Genomic DNA, 26,968 nt, shown 5'->3' with positions numbered 1-26,968 from the left:
TCCTTCCCACGGAGTCAAGCGTTCCATGATTTTCGAAACCATCGCCAACACGGGTCACGAAGAAGTCGTCTTCTGCCACAACAAGGACGCCGGCCTGAAGGCCATCATCGCCATTCACAACACGGTGCTGGGCCCCGCGCTCGGCGGTCTGCGCATGTGGCCGTACAAGACCGAGCAAGAGGCAGTGAACGACGTGCTGCGCCTGTCGCGCGGCATGACGTTCAAGAACGCCGTGGCCGGCCTGAACCTGGGCGGCGGCAAGGCGGTGATCATCGGCGATCCGAGCAAGGACAAGTCCGAGGCGCTGTTCCGCGCGTTCGGCCGCTTCGTCAATTCGCTCAACGGCCGCTACATCACGGCCGAGGACGTCGGCATCGATGTCAACGACATGGAATACGTGTTCCGCGAAACCGAATACGTCACCGGCGTGCACCAGGTGCACGGCGGTTCGGGCGATCCGTCGCCGTTCACCGCTTACGGTTCGCTGCAGGGCCTGATGGCCGCGTTGCAGTTCAAGCACGGCAACGAGGACGTGGGCAAGTACAGCTACGCCGTGCAGGGCTGCGGCCACGTCGGCGGCGAGTTCATCAAGCTGCTGCGCGAACAGGGCGCCAAGGTGTTCGTCACCGACATCAACAAGGAAGCCGTGCAGCGCTGCGTCGACGAGCTGGGTTGCGAGGCGGTGGGCCTGGACGAGATCTACGACGTCGACGCCGACGTGTACTCGCCGTGCGCGCTGGGCGGCACCGTCAACGAGCAGACCATCGACCGCATCAAGGCGAAGATCATCTGCGGCCCGGCCAACAACCAGCTGGCCACCGACGAGATCGGCGACGAGCTGCAGCGCCGCGGCGTGCTGTATGCACCCGACTACGCGGTCAATGCCGGCGGCGTGATGAACGTGTCGCTGGAAATCGACGGCTACAACCGCGAGCGCGCGATGCGCATGATGCGCACGATTTATTACAACCTCGGCCGCATCTTCGAGATCTCCAGGAACGAGAACATCCCGACCTACAAGGCCGCCGACCGTCTGGCCGAAGAGCGCATCAGCGCGATCGGCAAGATCAAGCTGGCGCACATGGGCAACAACGGCACCCGCTTCCAGGGCCGCATGCGCGGTCAGTAGGCGACACGCCTGTCACAAAAAAAGCCGCCCGGTCGATGGGCGGCTTTTTTTGTCGGTGCCGGGCCTCGGCCGGCATTGCCCCCGCGCGTAGGCTAAAATCGGCACTCTGCACCCCAGGAGTTCGTGATGCGCCCGTTTCCGCTCGGTGAAGATATCGACCTGCTGCGCAAGTCCGTGCATGCGTTCGCGGAAAAGGAAATCGCTCCGCGCGCCGACCGCATCGACCGCGACAACCTGTTTCCGGCCGACCTGTGGCGCAAGTTCGGCGAGATGGGGCTGCTCGGCGTCACCGTGCCGGAGGAATACGGCGGCAGCGGCCTGGGTTTCCTGGCGCACATGGTGGCGATGGAGGAAATCTCGCGCGCATCCGGCTCGGTCGGCTTGTCCTACGGCGCGCACTCCAACCTGTGCCTCAACAACATCTACCACAATGGCAACGAGGCGCAGCGGCAGAAGTACCTGCCCAAACTGTGCAGCGGCGAGCACGTCGGCGCGCTGGCGATGAGCGAACCCGGCGCTGGCTCCGACGTGGTCGGCTCGATGAGCTGCAAGGCCGAGCTGCGCGGCGACGTGTGGGTCGCCAACGGCACCAAGATGTGGATCACCAACGGTCCGGACGCCGACGTGCTGCTGGTCTACATGCGCACGGCCCCGCGCACCGCCGGCAGCCGCTGCATGACCGCCTTCATCGTCGAAAAAGGCATGCAGGGTTTCAGCACCGCGCAGAAGCTGGACAAGCTCGGCATGCGCGGTTCCAACACCTGCGAGCTGGTGTTCGAGAACTGCGAGATCCCGGCCGGGAATATCGTCGGCGAAGTCAACGAAGGCGTGCGCGTGCTGATGAACGGGCTGGACACCGAACGGCTGGTGCTGTCCGGCGGCCCGATCGGCCTGATGCAGGCGGCGCTGGACATCACCATGCCGTACGTGCGCGAGCGCAAGCAGTTCAACGCGCCGATCGGTACGTTCGAGATCATGCAGGCAAAAGTCGCCGACATGTACACGGCGCTGCAGAGCTCGCGCGGCTTTGCCTACATGGTGGCGCAGCAGTTCGACAACGGCGTGAAGTCGCGCATCGACCCGGCCGCCTGCCTGCTCAATGCCTCGGTCAACGCGGTCAAGGTGGCGCTGGAGGCGATCCAGTCGCTAGGCGGCAACGGCTACATCAACGAATTCCCCGCCGGCCGCCTGCTGCGCGATGCGAAGCTTTACGAGATCGGCGCCGGCACGAACGAGATCCGCCGCATGCTGATCGGCCGCGAGCTGTTCCACGGCAAGGCGTAGCGACACCGCTTGCGTAGGAGCGCACAGGGTGCGCTCCTACAGTGCAGATGCAAGCAGCGGTACCGTGCAGACGCAAGCGGCGGATCAAGCGTGTAGCGAATTCGCGCAGCGTATCGCCGCCGCCTCGGTGCGATGCAGGTCGAACACCAGCACCTCGTTGTCGCCCGCGCGCAGCCACGAGGCGGGGCAGTACAGCCGCTGCTGCGGGCCGAGGTTCCAGTAGCGGCCGAGCAGCTGGCCGTTGACCCACAGGTAGCCCTTGGCCCAGTCCGCCACGTCGAAATAGCAATCGCCCGATTGCTGCAGCGACAGGCTGGCCTTGAAGAACACGCCCGGCCGCGCCGGCTTGCCGCGCAGCGGCCGCAGCGACGCCAGCCAGCGGCCGTCCAGCGGCAGGCTCACCGCCTCCCAGCCTTGCAGCGGCCGGCCGTCCAGTCGCACTTCGCCGACGATGCCCTTGCGGTCGGCCGTCGCCTGGCCGTAGCCCACGTGGCCGAAGCTGTCGACGAGGATTTCCAGCAGCGCGTCGCCGCGGCGCGTCGGCAGCTGCAACCGGTTGCCGGCGCGCAGCTGCGGATGCTGCACGCGCGAGAGGCAGTCGACGTAGCGGCCACCGTGGAACACCGTGGCGTAGTCGCGCACGCCGTCGACGGCCAACTCGCCGCCGCCCTGTACCGGTCGGCGGTACAGCACCAGGCCGTGATCCTGGCCGAACAGCAGCTCGTAGGGCTGCGGCTGCTGCACCTGCTTCGCGGTGGGCAGGTTGTCCCACAGCGCGGCGTGCGGCTGCGGGGTGAACGGCGCGAAGCGCGTCATCGGCGGTGTGGCCGGCACCTCGGGCAGCGGCTGCTTCGTATGCGCTGCGAGCATCTTGCGGAACGTGTGGTAGTCCGCCGTGGGCGCGCCATGCTCGTCGATCGGCGCGCCATAGTCGTAGCTGGTGATCACCGGCTCGAACTGCGAGTAGTCGCCGTTCGCGTTGGCACCGGCGCCGAAGCCGAAGTTGGTGCCGCCATGCGCGACATAGAGATTGAACGATCGCCCCTGCTCCAGCAGCTGGCGCAAGGTGCCGGCGTAATCGCCGCGCGCGAAGTCCTGGTCGCCCCAGTGCGTGAGCCAGCCCGGATAACCCTCGCCTATCCATACCGGCGCTTCGCCGGCGATCTTCTGCGCGGCCGCGAAATCCGTGTCGCCGTCCAGGCCCAGCGCGGCGCCGGGAAGATACGTCCGCTGCTTCTGGATCTGTCCCAGTCCGTCGGAGATCGAGAACGGACCCTCGATGCCGCGCTCCCGCCACATCGAGCGCAGCAGCTCGAGATAGTCCAGGTCATGCCCGAACGAGGCGTACTCGTTCTCGACCTGCAGCATCAGGATGGGGCCGCCTCGCCCGGTCATCAGCGGCGCGATATGCGGCGCGATCGCATCCAGGTAGCGCCGTACCGCGGCCATGTAGTCGGGGTCGCTCTTGTCGCGCACGCGGACGTCGGGATGGCGCAGCAGATACGGCGGCAGTCCGCCGAAATCCCATTCGCCACAGACGTACGGGCCGGGCCGCAGGTATACCCACATGCCCTCTTCCTGGCATAGCTTGATGAAGCGGACGAAATCGCGATTGCCGCTCTTCAGGTCGAATACGCCGGGCGCGGATTCCAGTGCGTTCCACATCAGATAGATCGCGATGGTGTTGAGCCCCATCGCCTTCGCCATGCGGATGCGGTGGCGCCAGTAGTCGGCCGGAATCCGGATCGGATGCATCTCGCCGCTGCGGATCTGGAACGGACGGCCATCGAGCAGGAAGTGCCGCGGGGACAGTTCGAACCGATGCGGCTGGCCGTCCGGCATCCGCTCGACCGGCATGCCCGGCGGCGCGGCGGTGCCCGCCACGAGGCGCGAACTGAGCGCGGCCAGCGGCGTCAGGACGGTCAGGCGCAGAAAATCTCGTCGCTGCATGGGGGTTCCTTGGGGTGTAAATCGGGCTGGTGATCGTGGGCTTGTGGGTGCTGCCGTGCGTTCAATGCGGATCCGAGGCCATGGTCGCACCGTTGCAGCCGCCGAGTCGTTTCGCGACTTCGGCGGCGAGTTGCCAGGCATCGCCTTGCGCCGTGGTGGGCAGGGTTTGGTGCGCATGCGACCACGCCTGCTCCAGCGCGAACCAGTCGATCGGTCGCGGCGTCGCGTTCGTGGTCAACGCCTGCTCCAGCGAAGCGAAATAGCGCTGCCAGCGCGGCGCATACAGTCCGCTCACCAGGCCGGACAGTTCGCGGTTGGCGTAATCGTGCAGGCCGCCGCGATCGGCACCGGAGCGGTCGCCCCAGTGCGTGATGATGGAGCGCTGGTCGTATTCCTGCCGCGCCGCTTCGGCGGTGCCGGTTCGCGCATGCGCCAGCCAGCGGCCCAGCAGGAAATGGGGATCGCTGGCCAGCAGCCGGTCCAGCCATGCCATGTCGTCCAGCCATTGCGTGGTGAGTGCATGGAAGCCAGCCACGTCCTTCGCTTCGTAGGCCGCCTTGATCTGCGGCAGCAGTCCGCGTGCCCGGTTGCTCAAGGCCTGCCGCGTCACGTCGACCAGGTCGTAGCGGTACGCACCGCTGTCGCGCCGCGCGGGCGCCACCTGCAGAAGCTCGCACACGGCCGTCTCGAAGCGCGCGGCGTCGTAGCGCATCGCCGGGGGCGACCAGTGGGCGGCGGTGCGCGCATCCAGGCTCGGCCGCGCGTTGAACAAGCTGTCCTGCGGCTCGGACCATTCGCCGGCCGGCATCGCGTAGGCGGTGTGCGCGAGAATGCGCCACGCGGCGGTCGCATGCGGGTCGATACCGCCATAGCGGTAGGTCGCGTAATCGGCAAACCACTCCTCCGCATCGATCGGCGTCGGCTGCCATGCCAGCGCCGTGAACAACGCGAACGCGGCCGGGTCGGCTCCGCTGCCTTCGGGTATCCAGGCGATGCCGCGCAAGGCGCCGCCGGGCTTGCCGCGCCACGACGCAAAGCGCGCCAGCCACACGCCGGCGTTGGCGCCCAGCGTGGTGTGGCCGCCGAAGTTGTTGATGCTGCCGAAGGCATACGGCGCACCATACCAGTCCTTTTCGCGGTCGATGCCGTCGTAGCGGTCGGAAAGCCCGTCGACGATCAGCAGCTGGCGATGATCCAGCGCATCGACCACGGCGACCTGCGGATTGTGCTGCCAGCCCAGCATCACCCAGCGCGCGCCCGGATGCGCCGTCTGCAGCGCGGCCATCACCTGCTTCGCGGCGGCGGCCACCGGCACGTTGCCGGCGCGGCCGCCTTCGTGCAGCAGGTCCATCTTGTACATCGAGGTGTCGCCGAACAGATCGCGCTGATGCCGGTAAAACGCGGCGGAAATCTTCGCGTACAGCGGCTCGCGCGGATCGAGCCAGTCCGGCCGGATGAAGCCCGCCCACTCGCCCTGCGGCACCACGTTCACGCCGGGATGTTTCGCCCCGAACTGCGGCGGCACGGTGCCGAAGTAGCCGGGGAACACCGGCGTCATGCCCAGCTCGCGCAGGCGCGCGACGATTTTCCGCGCCAAGGCGGCGCGGCGCGCGAACTGCGCCGGCGACATTGGACCGCCAGATGCCGACAGGTTCTGCGCCGACATGTTCTGCAGCAGCCACCACGGCTGGTGTGCGGCGGCGGGAATCCACGCGCGGATCTGCGCGTCGCCGTAGCCGAAGTCGCGGAACGTGCGCCGGTACACCTCCTCCGTGCCGATCGGCATGAACACTTCGTTGATGCCGTGCAGCGCCAGCAGATCGAGCTTGCGCTCCCAGCCTGGCCAGTCGAGATAAGCATCGGAATAGCCGTCGTCGACATCGTTGAGCGCGAAGCGGTCCGGCACCTGGGCCTTGCGACGGATCGTCGACGGCGGTGCCGGCAGCGAGGTCGGCAGGTGCGCCAGGCTGTCGCCCGGCCAGCCGATGTCCACCCGCGCCACCTGCTGCAGATAAGTCTCCACGCCGGTCAGCAGCACGGCGGGCGAGGTACCGGCCACCACGACATGGCCTGCCGTGCCATGGATCTCGAAGCGATCGCCGCCCTGTCCCTGTTCCAGCGCCACCAGCTGGAACTGCGCCTGCTGTCGCGGCAGCAGGCGCTGCAGCGCGGCGCGCGCCGGAGCCGCGTCGAACGCCGGCTTCGTCGCCGCCGCGAGGGCCGGCGCGATGACGACACAAAGCAGCCACCCCCACACCGCCACCCGCTTCGACACAAGTCTGTGCTGCATGCAGCGTCCTCTGCAGGTCCTCGAAAAACTGGCGGGCAGCGACCGCGACGGTCAATCCGGAAAAACTCCGCCTCCGACGTCAATTACCAGGCGAGGCGGTTACCGTCAACGCGTACCTGCCTGCGTGCATCGAGCGCCGAGGCGCCATGTGCAGCCGATCCACCGGATCGGCTGCACCGGGTGACGCGTGCCTTCAGTTCGCCTGCGTCAGCGTCCACTGCTGATTGCTGGTGCCGTGGCAGGTGTACTGCATGAGCGCAGTACCTTTGGTGAGCGAGGACTCGGGCACGTCGAGACACAGGCCACTGTGCTGGTCGACCAGTTCGTAGCCGCTACCCTGAGGCTTGAGCTGCCATTTCTGCTCGGCTCCGCCCGTGCAGGTCGCCTGGACCACCGCTGCGCGAATGGATGTCGAGGCGTTCTCTGCGGCCAGGCACAGCCCGCTCGACACGTTCTTGGCAGTCCACGAGCCATCGGCATTCTTCGCAAACATCCATTTCTGGTTGTTGTAACCGGTTTGCGGCCACTGGATCACCTGCGTATTGCTGGCGGTCGAACTTTCCGGGTCATCCACGACCAGGCCGGAGTTGACGCTCTTGACCCAGTACGCCACGCCGGCAGGCGCATTGACGGTGAGATAGATGGGGCTGTTGTGAGTGAGCGAGCCGGCCACACCGGTCACGGTAACCGTCGCACTGCCGATCGCGGCCGTGGGCCCCGCGGACAGCGTCAGCGTCGATGTGCCCGGGGGCACCAGCGACGTCGGGGAAAACGTCGCCGTCACGCCGCTCGGGAGTCCGGAGACGGACAGATTGACCGACGAATTGAAGCCGTTGAGGCCGGAGACGGAGACCGTGTCGGTGCTTTGCGATCCCTGGCTCACGCCGACCGAAGTCGGCGATGTGACGATGCCGAAGTCGGGCACGCTCGTGCTCATGCTCCAGACATCGGTGATCGGGGCGGCGACGGAGGCGTTGCCGAGTGCGGCCAGGCCATACATGTCCTCCAGTGTCCGCAGCACGCTGTAGTGATTGATCCACTCTCCGTAGGCACCGGGCTTGATGTTCGCGCCGTCGAACAGCGTGATGATGTGGTTGCCCGTGGTGGTGTCGTCGTCCTCGTCCCAGGTCAGGATCAGCAGGCTGTTGTGAGTCTTGGCCCAGTCGATGTAGTTGTCGATATGGGAGCTCAGCCAGCTGTCGCCGATCGATACGGAGCAGTCGTGCATGTCGTTGCACAGGTTCGGAATCACGAACGACAGCGTCGGCAATTGAGTGAAGTCGGTCGGGAACGAGGTGTAAGGCAGATTCGTCGACGGCGAAAGATTGCTGAAGTCCGCCCACGGGTTGTGCCGGCGGACATATCCGGAGGTTCCGTACGCGCAACCGGTGTATCCGATCGACGGCATCGTTTCCGAGTAGCCGGCGAAGGTATAGCCGGCAGCAATCAGCTGGTGGCCGAGATTGTCCGTACCGAATGTGTGCGGGCAACTGTCATCGGTGACGCCTTGGGTGGATCCGGAAAACAAGGCCAGGTAATTCGGCTCGCTCGGATGCGTCACCGCGTAGGACTGGGTGAAGTTCACGCCGCTGGAAAGTAGCGAATTGACATAAGGCGCGTCGGTGGTATTGCCGACGATGCTGCCGATGCTTTTGTTTTCCATGACCACGATCACGACGTGGTCGTAGCGGGGAATCACGCCGCTGGTCGCTGCCGTGGCGGAAAGGGAACGGAACTGCCCCGTGTGGTCCGATGGGGTCGTCCGGGTCTGCGAGGACGAGTTCACTTCGGTGGAGTTCGCACCGGATGCGTGGGCGTTGCCGACGGCACCGATGGCGACGGCGACGAGTAATGCGCAGAGGTGGGCCCATGTTGGGCGGCCTGTTTTCATGATGATGAACCTTTCGCTAAATTGGGGTAATGGGGCCCATCGACTTGCACGCCGCAAGCACGCGTTGATCCTCCCCGCTTGAACGCATGAGCGGGGAGCGTGCATGGGATGTGTCGTGCCGCGCGAGCAAGCCCGATATCGCGGCGCATGGGGCATCAGATGCGAAGGGGACACGCACATCGTGCACATGCTGGAGCAGCGTCCTTACCTGAGCTGCCCTTTCCATCGCAGTAGCGCTATCGAGCGCCTACGTTTTATCAATAACATGATCCGCATGTATCGATGTGTGACGCAATCGAGCGCTTGTCCATGTCGTGCGATTGTCTTGCCGACAAGTGCAGCGAATGCAGAGACGCACCTCGCGCACAACAACGCCGAAGAGCGAACCGCAGTTGCGAGCTGACGCCGGCTGTGTTTCGACCAGACAGGGCTTCGGCTAAGTGGCCTTTGCGATTCAACAACCGTCAAGGCGAACTGCTGTCGGGAACGATGTCGACGGCATCGATGGTCACCGGCAGGTGATCGCCCTTGTGGAACGGCTCGACTGGAGTCAGCTCCACCTGCATGGCGTAGGGTTGGGCGCGCAGGTCGCGCTGCACGCGAAGGCTGGCGCCGGCATCGTTGTCCGTGCCCAGCGACAGCGTCTGCCGCTTTCCATCCACGCGTACGTCTAACTCGATCGGTGGCTTGGCCGGCGATGCCGCCCCGTGATAGCGAACGGTGAGCCGATAATGGCCTGCCCCGACGGCGGCGTACCAGCGCAGCTTGTAGACCGTCGAGGGATCCTCGTAGCCGTAGCCGTTGTAGTTCAGGAAATGCTGCGCGTGCTTCGCCGCGAGATGCATCGTGCCGTCGGCGTCCGGCGATACGGCATCGGGCCGCACATGCAGCGTTCCGTCGAACGGCAGCGCCACGACCGGCATGTAACCGGCACGATCCAGCCCCGCGATGCTGACTGTGGCGCCCTGGGCGTCCAGCGTCACGCTGCCCGCCTTGGCGCCCGTATCGGCAAGCAGTCGCGCCGGACCGAAGCGCGTGTCGATCACGCCGGGCAGGCGCAGCACGCCGTCTGCCGGCGGCTTTTCCACGAACAGGTAGAGCGTGTGCGCACCGAGCGTGGCATGGCCGAAGTCGAGCTTCTTGAATGGCGAAGCCCGCGTGGCGTAGATCGCCTCGCCGCGCGGCCTGAGCCAGTCCCCGATACCGCGCAGCACGTCCGCCTCGTACGGCACCACCGAGCCGTCGCCCTCGGGGCCGATGTTGAGCAGGTAGTTGCCGCCCGCGCTGGCCACGCGCACCAGCCGCGCGATGTTCTCGCGGATCTTGCCGGGCAGGTCGTCGCGCTGCTGCCACGAACGGTAGCCCCAGGTCTGCGGGAAAATCGACGCGGGAGACTGCCACGGCTCCTCCACCGCCACGTCGGGCTCCTGGTTGTCGCCCATCACGGTGAAGTCGCCCTGATAGTTCCACACGCGTCCGGACACCATCGTCTGCGGCTGCAGATCGTGCACCGCGCGGGTGAAGCGTGCGCTCTGCGCCGGCGTGGGCTTGCCCATGTCGAACCAGATCTCGGCGATCGGACCGTAGTGGCCGAGCAATTCCCTGATCTGCGCCACGTTGAAGTCGGCCTGGGCCGGCGTGATCGGATTGGAATTGGTGTCCAGGTACTGGCCGTGCATCCAGTGCCAGTCGATGGTGGAGTAGTACACGCCGAACGGCATGTGCGCGCGTGCGCAGGCGTCAGCCAGCTCCTTCACCACGTCGCGCCCGTAAGCTGTGGCATCGACGATGTTGTAGCGGTTCTGCGCGGTATGGAACATCGCGAAGCCGTCGTGGTGCTTGGCGGTCAGCACGATGAACTTCATGCCCGCCGCCTTCGCCAGCGCCACGATGGCGCCGGAGTCCCACTTCTGCGGATCGAAGCGTTTCGCCAGTGCCTCGTACTGGGCCATCGGCACCGGCGCATGCGACTGGATCTGCTCGCTGTAGCCGTCGGCGATCTTTTTCCCGTCCCACACGCCGCCCGGCACCGAAAACAGTCCGAAGTGGATGAACATGCCGAACCGGCGCGCCTGCCAGGCCTCGACCGTCGCCGCGTCGGGCCGCGGTCCGGCGAGCGGCAGCGGCTGGTCGGGCGGCGGCACACCGTTCGCCTGCGCCGCGCCGGCGAACGCGGTGAGAGCCAGCAGGCACCACTTCTTCGTGTTCACCGACTCTCGCTTGCTCACGTTCGCATCGCTCCTGTTGTCCGGATAAAACCTGCGAGCCCTTCGTCGTCTCTCCGCATCCCTCCTCGCGCAGGCATCTTGGCTCAATGCTCCGTCAGCGGCGTCAGCTCCAGGGTCAGCACTTCGAACGGCGCCAGCTGCAGCGTGCTGGCGTGGTCGGCATCCAACTGCTGCGGCAACGCGCTGCCACCGGTCTTCCAGACATCGCGCACGCTGAAGCGGCGCGTGGCGCCTGGCGGCAATTCCAGCTGGCGCTGCAGGTCGATCACGGCGGCCTGCACCTGCGCACCCGGATTGCGCAGCGTGACGATCGCCTTGCCCGGCGTCCACGCGGCCCATCCGTACACGTCGAGCCGGCCGGGGTTGCCGCCGATCCAGTGCGTGTCGCGCAGCACATCGGCATTCGCCCGCGACCATTTCGCCGCGTCGGCCAGCGTGTCCCAGTCCTGCGTGCTGAGCAGCGATGGCGTGATGTACATCTCCTGCAGCTCGGTGCCGGTGGCGAAGTACGAACGCACCTCGTTGGCGAAATCGTGGCCGGGATCGGTGTTGAGGCGCAGGTTCTTCTGCGCGTAGATGATGCCGTGGAGCATCAGCGAGTCGATCGGGAACAGCGGCCCCTTCAGCACGATGTTCTGGTAGGTCTGCTGGTCGCGGTAGGTGATCCACTTTTCGCGCATCGTGCCCACGCCGGTGTACCAGTCGTCCTCGCCGTCGCGCCAGATGGTGTCGGCGTAGCGCAGCCAGAACGGCGAGGCCCAGGTGCCGGTGGTGAGGTTGATGAAGGTGTCGGGCTTGTCCTTGCGGATGTCGCCGATCAGCTGGATCGCCGCGGCGAAGTCGCTGTCGAAGCGGCTGCCGGGGAACACGCTGCTGACGTTGCCGGTGCCGTCGAACTTGAACTGGTTGACGCCGTCCTTGTTCAGCAGGTCCATCACCACGTCATGGAAGCGCTGGTAGTACTTCGGTCCGGACAGCGCGAAACCGTCGTTGATGATCTCGTAGCCGGCCGCCCTGCCGTTCTTGATGCGCTCGTCGTGCGGCTTGGAGTAGCCGCCCCACGGCGACAGCCAGATGCCCGGCGCGGCGCCGTACTTCGCGGCGGCCTCGCGCAGCGGCACGAAGCCGCGCGGGAAGTCCTTGCTGAAGTTCCAGCTGCCGCTGCGGTCGTCCCAGCCGTCATCGAACAGGAAGGAGTCGAGCTTCACGCCGCGCTTGACGGTGAGTTCCTGGCCGAAGGTGTTGATGCGGTCAAGCGCTTCCGCCTCGGTGTACGGGGTGAAGTAGCCGATGTCGTACCACGAGTTGTAGTGCAGGAAGGTGCGGTAAGGATGGGCGCGCTCGCGCTCGACGTAGCTGTTGAAGTCGCGCCGCAGCTGGCCGTCGCGCACCACGCCGACCACCGCCGAATAGACCACGGTCTTGCCCTGCTCCAGCGGCAGCGTGCGCGACAGCGTGAGCGTCGCTTCGCGGCGGTAGGCCGCGCTGTCGGACAACGGATTCTCGAAGCCGAGGTAGACGTCTCCGGCCACCACCGGCGAACCGTTCGCCGTGCCCATCACCTCGGCATCGCCCACCTGCGATTGCAGCAGCGATACCTTGGCGATCTTCTCGTCCTGCTTCAGCGCGGTAATGCTCACCTCCTCGCGCAGGTAGGACGAACCGTCGCGCTGCACGAGTTTCCAGTCCACGCGGAAACGGCCATCCGCATCGCCGAAGCTGGCCTCCACCGCCTCGCCGCGAAGCCGCGCGGCGAGCTGCGATGCCTGAGCGTCTACCGGCAGCGCCACCACATGCGGCGGCGACTGCAGGTTCATGTCGGAGACCTTGATCGTGCTGCCGTCGGCCATCACCAGCGCGAACGGCGCAGGTACGGCGAACGTGCGCTGGTGCACGCGGTCGGTCACCGCCATGTCGACGAGATGCTTGCCGTCCAGCTTCCAGCGCGCCTCGATGGCGGCATTGCCGAAGCTCTCCGCACCCTGCCGGTCGGCAAATGCCGCACCGCCCGGGTCGAGCACCAGCTTGCCGGTGGCGACGCTGTCCTCGGCATGTGCCGAGCCGAGGCCCGCCAACATGGCCAGCAGCCAGGAAGCCAGCAGTTTCACGCGCGACGAACGGAGGGTGTGCGGATGCGACGTTGCCATGGTTGCCTCTCGTGTTGATCCATTGGCATCGACAAGCCCGGTGCGTGGGCAAACCCGTCGATGCGACTCGAAGTAAAACGCCGCCCGATGTGACCGGGCGACATAGGATGTTGCCCGGAAACGTCCGCCGCTGAATCTGATCCGGCACTGCGGCCAATCGTCCGGGGACGAACCAGCCTGATTACGCTCAACGCCTCGTGCTCGCGTAGCTTGGAAGAGGGTGGGCGATCTGCTGTCGTTGGTAAAGCGTTCGGTACCGCACACATCCTCGCCGTTCAGTGCCGACGGGAGTGCTGAGGCCCCGTTGCGGCACTGAACGACAGGTTGCCCTGCAATGAGCAGGCTTTACGGCTGCGTTGAAATCCACTGTTGATAGTTGGACGAATTGCAATCTGCCAAATTGACCGTGCTGTTCTGTCCCGCATCGCCGGCAGCGTCGAGGCATTGACTGGAGCCTACGTTGAACCAAGCCTCCGAGCCCGGCATGTACAGCCATTCCTGGCTGCTGTCGGCAGTGCAACTGGCGGTGAGTACGGCACTGCTGCCATTTGCCTGCAGACAAACGTTCTGATCGATCAGATCCAGCCGGTTGTCGACATCGTTCGCCAACAGCTGGTTGGCAACAGCCCAGGGTGAGCTGCCGCTGCCTACACAGGTGTTGAGGCCCATATGGTTGCCACCCAGCGTATCCGCGCAGTAGTTCTGGACGAGATTCCTGGCAATGAAAGACGCGCCAGAAGACTGGTTGATGGTGGCAATGGCCGTGTGGTCCGGGTTCATCATCGAACTGGCAATGGACGCGCAATTGCCATAGGTTTGTGTCGAGGCGTTGTTGGTTTGCGCGGCGGTGTTCGCCGGGTCGTACATGATCGGGGCATAGAACACCGCGGTCGTGGGCGGCACCTGAGAGCAAGAGGAATACTGCTGAGATCCTTGCGTGAAGTTCTCGACGAACTGCGGCACGACGCCTTGCAGTATGCCGTTGCTCGCAGGCGAGTGAATCGTTCCGATAACCGTGGTCGTGCCTGTACTCGTATCGGTGATCGACGCCTGCCACAGGTAGTTCTTGCCGGCATCGGCCGTTCCGGCGGGGATCGTTGTCGTTCCCACGTACGTCAAGTGGAAGGTGTACATACCCCCCTCTTTCCATGCTGGCGCCTCGGTGCCTTTTGTAGTGAACAGGCATTGAGTGCCGGTGCCCTCGCCGCCGAACCCCTGGCATACCGCGCCGGAGGCGGCTCCCGGCTTGTCGACGCCTGGATCGTAGGTTTGGCCGAAGATCGAAAAGAGAACGGTCTTGGTCTTTTTCGAGTTTTGCTGGATTCCGGTATAACCGCCCTGGTTGACGTTGACCGTCCAGAAAAACTGACTGGCGTAATACGTATTGCCGCCAGTACCCGGCTCGTGGGTCACCCTGATGGAGGCATCGAATCCGTTGTAGCCGTACATGCCGTCGGCATTCGCGGTGGTCGATGCAGGATAGTAGTAGTGGTTTGCAACCATGCCTCCGGCGATCACGGCGTAGGCCGGGCTGGCGACCAAAAACAAGGCAATGAGGAGACAGATGAAGCGGGATGCTGAAATCTTCATGGCTAAGGCTCCGTGTACGGGCAAGATAAGAAGCTCGTGTTTGTCGTTTGTATATCGCTGGCGGTCGCGAGTGACCCGCAAGGCCGGCCGAAACCGACCGGGTGCTGCGGCGTCGGCGCAATACCGACGCCTGTCGGTCACTGGAAGCTGTAGCGGAACACCAGCGTGGTCGTGCGGGGAGCCTGGTAGGTCTGAGCACCGTATTGATAGTTGGGCTGCCAATAGCCGCTACTGAGTTGATCGCCGGTGTCGAACGTCTGGCTGCGGTCGATCACGCCCTTGCGGTTGGTGACGTTCTGCATCTGCAAGTCGATGCTGAAATGGTTTTTGGCTCCAACCTGCCAGTCGTAGCCGACGCCAAGATCCCATTGCCAGAAGAACGGCAGACGTCCTGCCGTGCCAGCCGGCGCAGGCACGTTGTTGCAGTAGTGGTTGAGCGCACCGTCGTAGTTGCCCTCGAGTAGATCCGGTTTGGGATGGCTGCCGAAGCAGCTCAAGGGTTTGCCGGTCTGCATCCTCAGAATGGTTCCGACGTGCAATCCCCAAGGGAAGTAGTAGATGCCGTTGAGGTTGGCCTTGCCACGGACGTCCGCTGCCAGATTGCCGTTGCTGTACTCCATCAGGCCCGGGAAATCCCACAACGGCTGCTCGCCCGCGCCGCCGTTGTAGCGCTCGCTCAGGCTCAGGTAGCCGTCGTCGTTGCCGTAGAGGTGCGCCCAGGTGTAGCTCAGGTCGAGGACGTAGGGCTGATCCTCGGTGCGCGCGTGCATCAACTCGAAGGTGGCATGCGCGTAGTTGCGCTTGGCCCTCGGGCCGAAGAATCCGGCCGGCAGCGTCAGCGACGAGAGCTGGCCATTGCCGGCGTAGTCGCGCGTGAACACTTGCGCATACCCCGGATTGATTTCCGTGCAGCCGCTCTCATCGACGTAGCCCGGGTAGCCATGCGCATTGGCGTAGGCGGTGATGCCATCGTTCCAGCACTCGTCGTCGATGATGCGCTTGAGCTTGCTGAACCCCGTTTCCAGATTGAACGACCAGTTGTTCTTCAGCGCCTGCTGCCAGTACACCTGCAGCTCGTACTGATAAGGCGCCTTGATGTTGGACGAGGCCACGTTGTAGGACGCGGGCGCCAGGCCATTGATGGCGGTAAATTGCGGGCCAATCTGGGTCAGGCCCGTCGGCGCCTGGGTCACCGGGTCGCGGCCGGTGTAGGTGTACCAGCGCTGCCATGCATAGACTGCGCTCGCTGCCCCCTGGTTCACGCTCGTCGGAACCGAAAGGCCGTACTTGCCGAGGTTTGCGCCGATCTTGGTCGAGCTGTCGCCATTCACGTCCCAGGCCACTCCGATGCGCGGCGTGAGCAACGGCATGCGCATGAAATTCGCGCCGTTGACGTTCTTGTTGGTGTACACGTCAAAGCGCGAACCCAGGTAAACCACCCAGCGATCGGCTGCCTGCCAGTAGTCTTCGAGATACACGCCCTTGTTGACGGTATTGAAGTTGCCGCCGTTCTGCAGAAAATACTGCGCGACATACTGGCCGTTGCCCGGGACGGCCGTGCCGTTCGGCAGGATGGTTCCCGGCGCGGTGTGATACGTCCAGTCGCCGCCCTGCGTCGTCAACGAGGCGCTGTCGATGTTGATGCTGTAGTGCTCGGCGCCGAGCGTGATCCGATGATCGCCCAGCTCCCAATTGAACTTGGCGTTGAAACCGCGCTTCGAGTAGTCCGTCGGGAACAACTGGTTGGCGGTATTCGTGATGCCGATGTTGGACGTCTGTTGAGTGACCGGATCGACTTCGGCGACATAGGGCAGGCCGCTTCCGCTGCTGGACGTCGGCGAAATCGAGTCCTGACTCAGATAGCCGCCCATGAGGACGAAGCTCATCGTGTCATTGATGTGCCAGTTGTAGTTGCCGATCAGGAACTTGTCGGTCGTGTCGTTGGAGCTCCAGCCCTTGTAGGCGCCTGCCGAACTCGGCGTGTAGTTTTTCGTCAAGGCGTACTGGTTCGAAAAAGAAGTGCTGACGTCTTTCGAGCCGACCACGTCGAGGCTCTGGTCGGCGCTGATGTCCCACGTCAGGTTGAACAAGCCGTTCTTGTCGCGATTGGTGGTGTCGTAGCGGCGGTTGATCGAGTACGACGTGCTCTGCCAGTTCGGCGCATTGCCGATCATGGCGAAGAGGAACAGCTTGTCCTTGATCAGCGGACCCGAACCCCAGAGGTACTGCGTGGCTTCGGCGTTGTGCCGGTTGTCCGAAGCGTACGAGAAGTACTGCCGGTTGCCATTGCCATCGATGTAGTAGGCATTGGGCGACGCCGGCTGCAGGCTTGACGTGGCCGGAGTGAGGTAGAGCGAATAGCCGCCCTGGAATTCATTCGTGCCCTGGCGCACCGTGGCCGCCATCAGGCCACCGGTGACGTTGGTCCAGCTGGCGCCACCCGCGCTCTCGATAATGTCCGTGCCCTGCAACGCCTCCGCCGGCAGGCGGTTCGCGCCGATGCCGGTAAAGTCGTTGGTCGTGTCGAAGCCGTTGTAGAAATAGCGGTTCTCGGCCGGGCTCGCGCCGCCGAGCACGGCCAGATGCGTGGCCTGGTCGTCGTAGACGGCACTCGAGCGCAGCAGCGCGATGCTTTCCATGCTGCGGCCGGTCGGCAGGTCGTTGACGATCTTCATGTCGTAGTGGTTGAGGTAGGTAGGCGTGCTCACGTCGATCGGTGCAATGTCGAGCATCGCCGTCGTGGCGCTCACTTGGACTGCGCCCAATTCGTTCACATTGCCAGCCCCCGCTCCTGCCGCGGGGGCGATCGTCGCCACGGGGGCATTGGTGTTCGTCGTGACCGACACCTTGCGCGAGCCTGCCGTGTTGCCGTCGCGCAGGATCGCCACCGTGTAGAGGCCTGGATTGAGGCCGTCGAGTTTGTAATACCCCGACTTGTCGACCTGCACCACCTTGCGATAGCCCGTCGCGCCGTTCGTCACCACGACGGTACTGCCAGCCGCAGTGGGTTCGTTGCCGTACAGGCCGCCGGTGATCGATTGCGCCATCGCGACATTCGCGCCAAATGCACTCAGTAACGCCACGGCGAACATGGTTCGCCTGAAACCACCCGCCTTGCCTACTGCGCTTGCCTTGCTTCCGGTTTCTTCATGCACGACAGCGACCGGCAACTTCATGTCCTTGCCATCGACGGTAAAACCATCTTTCTTTTCAGCACGCATTGTTTGCCCCTCACCAGGTTTGTTATCGCCCAGCGCAGAAATGACCTCTCCCCTCTGCGCAGACGGTTGTGATTGCTCGTGGAAGCGCCTCCTGCCCACGAAATTGGTTTGCTTCTTCTTCAAATTTCGAGCGCAAGCGCCCCCTGCGGACCGGTTGATGGTCCGTTTGACTCCCCGCTTTTCAATCAAGCCAGACGGTGCACTCGAACCTGAAAGAGCAACGCCTCCACCGCCCGCCGTTCGACGAAACCGGTCTCCTCACCTTGCGCATTGGCTGCCCCGCAGGCCACACCCAGGCGCAAGGTTTCTTCCAGATTCATGTTTCGCGTCATGCCTACCGTCAGGCCGGCCAGCAGGCAGTCGCCTGAACCCACGGTGTTGCGCACTTGCGTCAGCTCGATCGCGGCATGCCAGATGCCGTTCGCGTCGGCGGCGACCGCGCCCAGCGCGCCCATCGTCACCACCGGCATGGCGACGCCACGGCTACGCAGTTCGCGAACCGCGTCCACCGCGGCGGCGAGATCGCCGACCGGATGTCCGAGCAGCTCGCTGATCTCGTCGCGATTGGGTTTGACCAGAAAAGGCCGGGCCTTCACGGCGTGCAGCAGCAGTTCGCCGCCGGCGTCGACCAGGCAACGTTTGCCGGCGTCGCGCACGTCCGCAGCGAGCTCGGCATAGGTGGTCGGCTGAAATCCGCGCGGCAGGCTGCCGGACAGCACGATCAGGTCGCTGTCATCGACGCCACGCCGGAACGCCCGCAACAGAGCCTCCTGCTGTGCGCCGTCCAGCAGCGGTCCCTGTCCGAGAATCTCGGTGATCTGGCCATCCGCATCCTGCAGCGCGATGCAGGTGCGCAGGTTGTCGGCGATCTCGATGCCGTGGAACAGCACGCCCCGCTCGCACATCTGCCGGCCGATCATGTTGCGATGGGCCGCATCGACCAGGCCGACCAGCTGCACACGCTCGCCCAGCGCGGCGATGGTCTGCGCCACGTGCAAGCCCTTGCCGCCGGGATACGCCTGTTCGTCGAGCGCGCGACTGACTTCGCCTGGGCGCAGCGTGTCGAGCCGGATGAAACGGTCGATCGCCGTATTGAAGCCGATGACCGTAATCATCGGGTGGCGGCCAGCAGAGTCTGCACTTCCGACGCACTCGCCTGCCCTGCCGTGCCGCCGATGCTTCGGGTGGAGAGACTGCCGCAGGCGCTGCCCCAGCGCAGGCAATCGAATAACGGCAGGCCATGCAGCCATGCGTGCAGGAAACCGGCGTCGAACGAATCGCCGGCGCCGGTACTGTCGATCGGGTCGACAGCGAAAGCCGGCACCTGAAGCAGGTGCCCCCGCTCCAGGCTGGCGCAGCCGAGCTGCCCGCGCTTCACCACGGTTTGCGTATGCCCGTTGTCGAGCGCGCGCAGACCGGCAAGCACCTCGTCGCGTCCGGTGATGGCCGCCAGTTCCAGCTCGTTGGGCAGGAACAGGTCGACCTCGGTCAGCGTATCGAGCAGGTCGACAGCCCATGCCTGCTGCGGATCGAAGCCGGGGTCGAGCGAGGTCGTCAGGCCGGCGCCGCGCGCCCGCGCGAACAGCTGGCGACAGTCGGGCCGCAGGGTGCGCTGCAGGTAGTACGAGGAAACGTGCAGGTGATCGGCGCCGGCCAGCAGCGCGTCGCTCACCTCGTCCGCGCGCAGCGCGTCGATCGCGCCGGGGAACGTCACCAGTGCGCGATCCTGCGGCGTCGACAGCGAGACGGTGGCGCCGGTGCGCAGCGCGGCGTCGGGGCGCACCGAAGCAATATCGATGCCGGCGGCATGCAGCGCATCGAGGCAATAGCCACCCCAGCTGTCCGCACCGAGCTTGCCGTGGAACGCGACGGGGTCGCCCAGACGGGCCAGCCCCATCGCGCAGATCATCGAGGAGCTGCCCGGCGCCATGATGAAGTCTTCGGCCAGCACCTCACGGCCCGGCGACGGCAACGCCTGGCAATTCTTGAAGACCAGGTCGACGTTGATTTCGCCGATGACCAGGATGCGCTTCATGCGTCCCCCGAGTGCATCGGGAAATGTTCCACCACGCGCGTGAGCACACCTTGCGAAGGCGTATCGGGCTGGCCGCCCAGGACCAGGCAACGGAAAAACGCGAGCAGCTGCCCCACCGCCACGTCCGCCAGCAGCGGCAGCGCATCGTCCGTCGCATCCAGGCCTGCCAGTTCCACTGCCACGTCGTTCGGACCCGGCACATCGGCGGGAATGCCCTCGCCCACCAGCACCCGGGTCATGCCGAGTTGCTTGCGCGACAGTTCGCGCAGCAGGTCGATTTCGTAGGCGCGCACCGCCGGATCCGGCGACAGGAAACCGACCACCAGGGTCTTTTCGTCGAGGCTGGACATCGGGCCATGACGCAGGCCGAGGTAGGTCTCCGCCATCGTGACCACGGCGCCGCCGGTCATCTCCAGCATCTTCAACGCACACTCGTGGGCCGCGCCCAGCGCGCCGCCGCTGCCGAGATAGACCACGTTGCTGAACTCGCCGCCGGCTATCGCCGCGAGCGCATCGGTCTGTTCGTCGAAAACCCGCTGGACGCTGCCTGCCAGCCGTTTCACCGGGGCGATCGCGTCGCTGCCTTCGCGCCCAACCAGACAGAAGCCGGCCAGCAGCAGGTTGGTGAAGCTGCTGGTCATCACCAGGCTGCGGTCATTGGTGCGTTCGTCGAGCACCAGTACGGTCACCCGCGGATCGTCGCGATAACGGGTGGCGAGCCTGCCGCCGGCATTGCAGGTGATCACCAGATGGCGATAGTCGGGAGCATCGGCCAGCAGGCGATCGACCACGCCGCAGCTTTCCGGGCTGTCGCCCGAGCGCGCCAGCGAAATCAGCAAACCCGCGCCGGGCGGCAGCACGCTGCGCCAATGCGTGAGCAAGCTGCCTGCGGCGATCGCCTGCACCGGGATGCCCAGGCCGAGCTGCAGGCTGGGCGCCAGGCATTCGCCGATATACATCGAGCTGCCCGAGCCGGTCAGCACGATATGGCTCGGTCGCGGCTCCAGCGCTGCCCGCAGCTGCTCGCGCAACAGCGGCTGGCTCAGCAGATCGGCGGTGCCCAGCCAAGTCGCCGGCTGTTGCAGGATCTCGCGCAAAGTATCGGCGTAGCCTTGCGTCCGTTGCTCCGCCGACGAGGCTATGCGTAGCGCATCCAGTATTATCGAATCTTTCGTTTTCTTGTTTAATTTTGACATTTTGCCAAATATAATCGAATGTGAAAGTATGTACCCCTTGAACTGAGAGTATTCGAAATGAAACAAAACTTACAAGAGGTTTCGAACACTGGCAGCCAACTTTCCCGGCTCGCCCTTTCCCATGGCAAGCGTACCCGCCTGTGGCGGCTGCTTTACGGCCACGGTCCGCGCAACGGCAGCCTGCTGGTGCTGCCGCTGGATCAGGGGCTGGAACACGGCCCCACCGACTTCTTTCCCCATCCGCCGGCGGTCGATCCGAGCTATCAGTTCGAGCTCGCCGTGGCCGGCGGCTTTTCCGCCATCGCGCTGGGCATCGGCCTGGCCGAGAAGTACATGACCGAGTATTGCGGCCGGGTGCCGCTGATCCTCAAGCTCAACGGCAAGACCAACATCGCCAGCGACGCCGAAGCCACCTCGCCGCTGTTCGCCTCGGTCGAAGACGCGGTCCGGCTCGGTGCCGATGCGGTCGGCTACACCATGTATGTGGGTTCGCCGCGCCAGCACGACGAGTTCCGCCAGTTCGAGAAGGTGCGCCAGGATTGCGAACGCTTCGGCATGCCGCTGGTGATGTGGGCGTATCCCCGCGGCAGCGCCGTCAATGCCAGGGGCGGCACGAATACCTTGTACGCGCAGGATTACGCTGCACGGGTGGCGCTGGAGCTGGGTGCCGATATCGTCAAGCTGCACGAGCCAACCGACAGCGTGGCCAATGTGCCGGCGCCTTACGACAAGCTGCAGGAAGATGCCGGGGCCCGCTGCGCGCGCGTGGTGCGCTCGGCCGGCCGCACGATGGTGCTGTTCTCCGGCGGCGAGAAGAACGACGATGACGCAGCGGTGTTGCGCAAGGTCGAGTTCTACATGCAGTCCGGCGCCAACGGCGTGATGTTCGGCCGCAACATGTGGCTGCGCCCGTTCGATCAGGCGGTGTCGCTGGTTCGCTCCGTCCACGACATCATGGCGAAATATCCGCGCTGAGCAGGTGAGGCAGACCGTTCGATGAGTCACAGCTCCTCCAAGTCACCGCAGCAGCTGATGCAGGCCGGCTGCCTCTGCTGCGCGCCGCCCTCCGGCGTCGGCACGGTCAAGATCGAAGGCAGCAAGAATCCGCTGCAGACCCAGCCGGATACGGGCAAGAACGAGCTGCGACTGAAGGACTTCCGTCCGCGCAGCATGCTGCAGGTGCCGCGGACACGTGTCGAACGTCCGCGCTTTCCGGTGATCGACGTACACACGCACCTGACCTGGTCCAGCAACGTGCGCAACGGCATCTCGGTGGGCGAAGAGGTCACCCTGTTCGCCCAGCCCGAGGACCTGTTGCCGGTGATGGATCGCAAGGGCGTGCGTACGCTGGTGAATCTCACCGGCGGCGTTGGTGCCGGGCTGGAAAAGAGTATCCGCAGCTTCGACCAGACCGCACCGGGACGCTTCATCACCCTTACCGAGCCGTCGTACGAACACTTCCCGGAACCGAACTACGCGCAGTTGCAGGGCGACGCGATCGCGCATGCCAAACGGGTCGGCGCGCGTGGACTGAAACTGCTGAAGACGCTGGGCCTGTACCTGCGCGAGCGGATCGACGAGGGTCCGCTGGTCGCCGTGGACGACCGCCGCTTCGATCCGATGTGGGAGGCCTGTGCGGCGTACGACATGCCGGTGTTCCTGCACGTCTCCGATCCGGAGGCGTTCTTCCTGCCCACCGATGCGAGCAACGAGCGCTACGAGGAACTGAGCAATCACCCCGACTGGTCGTTCTACGGTCCGCAGTTCCCCAGCAATGCGGAGCTGCTCGCCGCGCGCGACCGACTGATCGCGCGCCACCCGAAAACCACCTTCGCCTTGCTGCATGTGGGCAACAACGCGGAGAACCTGGCCGCGGTCGCCGCCTGCCTGGATCGCTACCCGAACACGGTGATCGACATCAGCGCACGCATCGGCGAACTGGGCCGCCAGCCGCGCATCGCGCAACGCTTCTTCGACCGTTACCAGGACCGCATCCTGTTCGGCACCGACGCGGTGCCGTCACCGTACGGCGACGATGTACCGCAGCAGCTGTTCGGCGACGAGCTCTACGAGATCTACTATCGCTTTCTGGAAACCGAAGACGAATACTTCGACTACGCGCCGGCGCCGACGCCGCCACAGGGACGCTGGTCGATCTACGGGCTGGGCTTGTCGGACGAAGTGCTGCGCAAGGTTTACCATGACAACGCCGCCCGGCTTCTGAATATCGACCCATGAGCGAAACGACCCGTGAGTGAAGCTCCGACCGCCTCCCGCCGCCTGCTCGTCGAAGAACGCCGCCGCCTGATCGTCGATCTGGTCGAACAGCAGGGCCGCGCCACCGTGGAAGAACTGGCGACCCGCTTCGGCACCTCCGCCGTCACCATCCGCGCCGACCTGGACGCGCTGGCGCGCAGCTCGGCGATCGCCCGCTCGCACGGCGGTGCGCTGCCGGTTGCCCCGGCAACCAACGACACGCCGCTCAACATCAAGGAAACCCGCTGGCACGCGCAGAAGCTGCGCATCGGCCAGGCCGCGGCGAAGATGATCCAGGACGGTGAAACCATCATTCTCGATTCCGGCTCGACCACGGTGGAGATCGCCCGGCAGATCCGCCAGATGAAATTCGAATCGCTGACGGTGATCACCAACGCGCTCAACATCGCGATGGAATTGACCGGCATGCCGCAGATCCGCGTGATGATGCTGGGCGGCCTGCTGCGGCAGACGTCTTATTCGCTGGTGGGCCCCGATGCCGAGCAGGCACTGGCGAAGCTTTCCGCCGATCGCCTGTTTCTCGGCGTCGACGGACTCGATCCCGAAGTGGGCGTGACCACGCCGGACCCGCTGGAGGCCGCGTTGAACGCGCTGATGATCCGCGTCTCGCGGCAGACCATCGCCGTGCTCGACGCCAGCAAGCTGGGTCAGCGCAGCCTGTCGGTGATCACGCCGGTAAGGAACCTCGACATCGTGATCAGCGACCGCAGCGCCCCGCCCGAAACCGTCGAGGCGCTGCGCGGCGCCGGCGTGGAGGTCGTGCTGGTCTGACCTGCAGACCGCGCGTCACGTGATCGGCGACGTCGCGACGAGGCACGACGTCGCAATCCGCTCGCGATCAGAATGCCCAGCTGAAATTCACGGTAGCCATCTTTGCCCGCCGGTTCTGGCCGAAGTACTGATCATAGCCAAGCCGCAGGTTGGCACGTGGCGTCATGCTCCAGCCCAGCGAGGTACCGACCACTCCGCCATAGCGCGACAAGCCGATGCCGCCGAGCGGGGCGTACTGGTTGGTCCCGCTGAAGCTGGCATCGAACACGTCGCCGCGCAGGCCGAACGATTGCTGCCACAGCGCTCGCGTCTGCAGGCTGAGGGTTCCGCCGCCCGCCAGCGTCCATTCGCGCGTGGCACGCAGGCCCGCGCCGGCCTGCCAGCGCGAAACGGTTTGTGCGCCCGACTTCAGGCCAAAACCGCCGCCCCCCAGTTCGTCGAAGCCGTCGCGCCGGATCTGCGCATACTGCAGATTCATGTAGGGGGTGACCTGGGTGCGGCCCAGCGCCAGGCGGTAACCGCTTTCTCCATAGGCCACACCGTAGCGCCCGTTGCTGTCGCTGCCGACACCGGCGGACTGGCCACCCAATTGCAGCTGGCGGCGCATGTTCTCGCGGTAATCGCCGAACCCGAAGCGACCCATCGTGTACCACGAGCCGCGGATCACGCCGCCATACAGCATGCCTTCCAGCGCATGGCTGTAGCCATGGTCTGCGCTTCCGTTGAGCTGACCCAGGCCCTGGCTCTGGCTCAACGCATAACCGGCAAAACCATCACCGCCGACACGCTGGTCCATACCGACCATCACGCCGCTGAGGTCATAGCCGACATTGCTGTAGCCGCTGCGTGACATGTCACCGTGATAACCGATGCTCTGCGTCCAGCCACCTGCCAGTGGTGCATCGAGCAGATGATCGAAACGATCGGACAGCGCGCGCGTGCCGGCGTCGATCGCCTCGAACGTCATCGCGGCGCTGGCCGCATGCAGTTGGCCGGACAGGCTTTCCAGCGAGCTCTGCACGGCGGCAATGCTGGTCGACTGCTGCAGGCTGGCGGCGCCCCGGATGAAGCCAGCACTGACTGGAGTGGCGGCGCCCGACGGCCCGCTTGCCGCGAGCTGGGTGTCGATCTGCCCGAACGCACTCTGCACACGCTGTGCGGCACCAAACGAAGCGGCGGTATACGACAGGCCCTGGACTGCCGTGACCTGCACCTGCTGCACATTGAGCCATGCGTTCTTGGCGTCATAGCCGATCGTGGCAGTGAGCATGACGTTGGACGCGGTGCCCGGGGTCGGGCTGCTGAACGTGCCCGCAAGGCCACCGTTGGTATCAAGCACATCGGTATGCGAATTCATCACGTAACCCGAATTGGTGCCGGTGACGTAAAGATCGCCGCTGATCGTTGCGGTGCCGGTGACGCGTAGTACCGAGCCGAGCGACACCGCCAGACGGCCCTGCTGAGTGTAATTGCCCGCCACGGTGGTGTCGCCGCTGCCCAGAGCCAGCGCGCCTTGCGCGCCGACCGTGAGATTGCCCGCGAGAGACTTGGCCATGAGCGTGCCCCCCTCCACATTGGTGGCGCCGGTATACGTCGATGGCTGGGTCAACGTAAGCGTGCCGGTGCCCTGCTTGATCAGACCGCCGGCACCGGAGATCGGATTGTTCCAGCTCGAACTGCCGCTGAAGCTGACCGTGACGTCGCCCCAGTTGAATTGCATGGGTCCGTTGACCGCCTTGCCCACATCCAGCTCGCCGTAGCCGAAGGTCGGGTTCGGTTGCGATCCGCCGAGCGGGTCGGCGGTGCCCAGCAGCGTCTGCCGCACAAGATCGTTGGTGAAATACGGATAGGCCTGCCACACCAGCGCCGCTGCGCCCGACACCTGCGGCGCGGCAAACGACGTCCCCTCCACGATGTAATAGCTCGGATTGGTGGTGCTCGCGGTGGTGTTCTTGTCCAGCACGATCACATCGCCTGGCGCGGCCAGGCAGTAGTTCATCGCGATGCCGCACTTGTCGGAGTAGCCATCCAGCTGGGTCGGGCTGTTGCTGTTGACCGCCACCACGGTCAGCCAGCCTTTCTCCAGGTCCGGCGCCGAGCTGGGCAGCGCGGCGATGGTGCTGGGATTGGCCTGCGAGTCGTTGCCCGCGGCGAACACCACTAGCCCGCCCCAGGTGTTGACGAAGGTGTTGTAGGCGTCGTGGAAGCCCTTGGTCGTGGCGGTGTCGGTGGAACTCCAGGTGATGCCGCCCCAGGAGTTATTCATCACCTTCACGTTGGCGTCGATCAGGTCCTGGTTGATCTGGCCGAACGGCAGCGCGTCGCTGGAGCTGACCGTGGACGGCGCAGTGGAGCCGTTGTCGGACGGCGCGTTGTCACTGATGATGCGCGCCGAAACCAGGTCGACGCCGGGCGCGATGCCGCCAGGGAACTGCGCGAACGAGGTGCCGGCGGCGATTTCCGAGACCCAGGTGCCATGGCCGACCACGTCATCGATCGTCGTGTTGTTGGTGGTCGGGTCGACGTAGATCAACTCCTGCGTGACCCGCCCGGCCACAGTCGGGTTGGTGCGCATGATGCCGCTGTCGACCACGCCGATGGTCACCCCGGCGCCGGTATAGCCCTGACTGTGCGCCGCATAGGCATTGGTGATCGCGAGCTGGGCGTCCAGTTGTGGCTGGGGCGTCGTCGGCGGAGGGGGCGATGCCGGCGTGGTCGGCGTGGTCGGCGGCAGCGTGGTCGGCCTGACGTTGCTGCCGCCGCCACCGCAAGCGCTGAGACCCAGCGCCAGGGCTATCACCCACGCCATCTCACGATGCCGCAACCCCAAAAGTCCATCCTGTCCAAGCGCTTTCATGATGCACCCCGACCGCATTCGATTTCCGCATCGCCGACCCGCCCCGATGCGACGCGATGCCCCCACCGACCATCTTGGCACAACGAAAATCCAATGAAACAG

Annotated in this window: 16 protein-coding genes; 5 read left to right on the top strand and 11 right to left on the bottom strand. The window is 65.1% G+C overall.

The features are described 5' to 3' along the window. Positions 1-25: 25 nt before the first annotated feature. Both ACFPPB_RS05065 and ACFPPB_RS05060 read left to right on the top strand, forming a co-directional pair. Positions 26-1,129, top strand: a complete 1,104-nt coding sequence (locus ACFPPB_RS05065; RefSeq protein ID WP_377324989.1) for a Glu/Leu/Phe/Val dehydrogenase dimerization domain-containing protein — start codon at positions 26-28, stop codon at positions 1,127-1,129. 126 nt (positions 1,130-1,255) lie between these two features. Next, a complete protein-coding gene (locus ACFPPB_RS05060; RefSeq protein ID WP_377324987.1) occupies positions 1,256-2,413 on the top strand; it encodes an isovaleryl-CoA dehydrogenase in 1,158 nt (385 codons plus the stop codon). A gap of 84 nt (positions 2,414-2,497) precedes the next feature. On the opposite strand, the gene ACFPPB_RS05055 is transcribed toward ACFPPB_RS05060, so the two are convergent. From ACFPPB_RS05055 to ACFPPB_RS05010, 10 genes are all read right to left on the bottom strand, one after another. Further along, complete coding sequence (locus ACFPPB_RS05055; RefSeq protein ID WP_377324985.1) at positions 2,498-4,363, bottom strand: beta-galactosidase; 1,866 nt, start codon at positions 4,361-4,363, stop codon at positions 2,498-2,500. Positions 4,364-4,424: 61 nt separating this feature from the next. After that, positions 4,425-6,653: an alpha-N-acetylglucosaminidase gene (locus tag ACFPPB_RS05050; protein ID WP_377324983.1), complete on the bottom strand. Its 2,229-nt coding sequence runs from the start codon at positions 6,651-6,653 to the stop codon at positions 4,425-4,427. Positions 6,654-6,846: 193 nt separating this feature from the next. Then, positions 6,847-8,544 (bottom strand): RICIN domain-containing protein, encoded by a 1,698-nt coding sequence (locus ACFPPB_RS05045; RefSeq protein WP_377324981.1) that lies wholly within the window; start codon positions 8,542-8,544, stop codon positions 6,847-6,849. 464 nt (positions 8,545-9,008) lie between these two features. Continuing rightward, positions 9,009-10,772, bottom strand: coding sequence for an alpha-L-fucosidase (locus ACFPPB_RS05040; protein ID WP_377324979.1), 1,764 nt, complete (start codon positions 10,770-10,772; stop codon positions 9,009-9,011). Positions 10,773-10,855: 83 nt separating this feature from the next. Next, entirely contained in the window at positions 10,856-12,919 is a 2,064-nt protein-coding gene (locus ACFPPB_RS05035) for an alpha-galactosidase (protein WP_377324977.1), read from the bottom strand. A 345-nt stretch (positions 12,920-13,264) separates the two neighbouring features. After that, positions 13,265-14,509, bottom strand: a complete 1,245-nt coding sequence (locus ACFPPB_RS05030) for an RICIN domain-containing protein (protein ID WP_377324975.1) — start codon at positions 14,507-14,509, stop codon at positions 13,265-13,267. A gap of 137 nt (positions 14,510-14,646) precedes the next feature. Then, on the bottom strand, positions 14,647-17,730 hold the full coding sequence (locus tag ACFPPB_RS05025) for a TonB-dependent receptor (RefSeq protein WP_377324973.1): 3,084 nt from the start codon (positions 17,728-17,730) through the stop codon (positions 14,647-14,649). A gap of 185 nt (positions 17,731-17,915) precedes the next feature. Further along, the gene (locus tag ACFPPB_RS05020; protein WP_377324971.1) at positions 17,916-18,845 is read right to left on the bottom strand and encodes a 1-phosphofructokinase family hexose kinase; all 930 of its coding nucleotides are present in this window, start codon (positions 18,843-18,845) and stop codon (positions 17,916-17,918) included. Further along, positions 18,842-19,765 carry a carbohydrate kinase family protein gene (locus ACFPPB_RS05015; protein ID WP_377324969.1) on the bottom strand — a complete coding sequence of 308 codons (924 nt, stop codon included), beginning with the start codon at positions 19,763-19,765 and terminating at the stop codon, positions 18,842-18,844. Before ACFPPB_RS05015 ends, ACFPPB_RS05020 begins: the two co-directional genes overlap by 4 nt. Further along, on the bottom strand, positions 19,762-20,961 hold the full coding sequence (locus tag ACFPPB_RS05010) for an SIS domain-containing protein (protein ID WP_377324967.1): 1,200 nt from the start codon (positions 20,959-20,961) through the stop codon (positions 19,762-19,764). Before ACFPPB_RS05010 ends, ACFPPB_RS05015 begins: the two co-directional genes overlap by 4 nt. Before the next feature lie 57 nt (positions 20,962-21,018). Here ACFPPB_RS05010 and ACFPPB_RS05005 point away from each other — a divergent pair, with 57 nt between their 5' ends. From ACFPPB_RS05005 to agaR, 3 genes are read left to right on the top strand one after another with little or no spacing between them, the layout of a single operon-like run. Next, positions 21,019-21,936 carry a class I fructose-bisphosphate aldolase gene (locus ACFPPB_RS05005; RefSeq protein ID WP_377324965.1) on the top strand — a complete coding sequence of 306 codons (918 nt, stop codon included), beginning with the start codon at positions 21,019-21,021 and terminating at the stop codon, positions 21,934-21,936. Between the two features lie 21 nt (positions 21,937-21,957). Next, positions 21,958-23,199, top strand: a complete 1,242-nt coding sequence (locus ACFPPB_RS05000) for an amidohydrolase family protein (RefSeq protein ID WP_377324963.1) — start codon at positions 21,958-21,960, stop codon at positions 23,197-23,199. A gap of 12 nt (positions 23,200-23,211) precedes the next feature. After that, positions 23,212-24,009 carry a transcriptional repressor AgaR gene (gene agaR, locus ACFPPB_RS04995; protein WP_377324961.1) on the top strand — a complete coding sequence of 266 codons (798 nt, stop codon included), beginning with the start codon at positions 23,212-23,214 and terminating at the stop codon, positions 24,007-24,009. A gap of 67 nt (positions 24,010-24,076) precedes the next feature. Here agaR and ACFPPB_RS04990 read toward each other — a convergent pair whose 3' ends face one another. After that, complete coding sequence (locus ACFPPB_RS04990; RefSeq protein ID WP_377324959.1) at positions 24,077-26,818, bottom strand: S8 family serine peptidase; 2,742 nt, start codon at positions 26,816-26,818, stop codon at positions 24,077-24,079. Positions 26,819-26,968: the final 150 nt, after the last annotated feature.

This window comes from Rhodanobacter terrae (assembly GCF_042657005.1).
In the GTDB taxonomy this organism is placed as follows: domain Bacteria; phylum Pseudomonadota; class Gammaproteobacteria; order Xanthomonadales; family Rhodanobacteraceae; genus Rhodanobacter; species Rhodanobacter terrae.
This window is presented reverse-complemented; position numbering and strand designations above follow the sequence as displayed.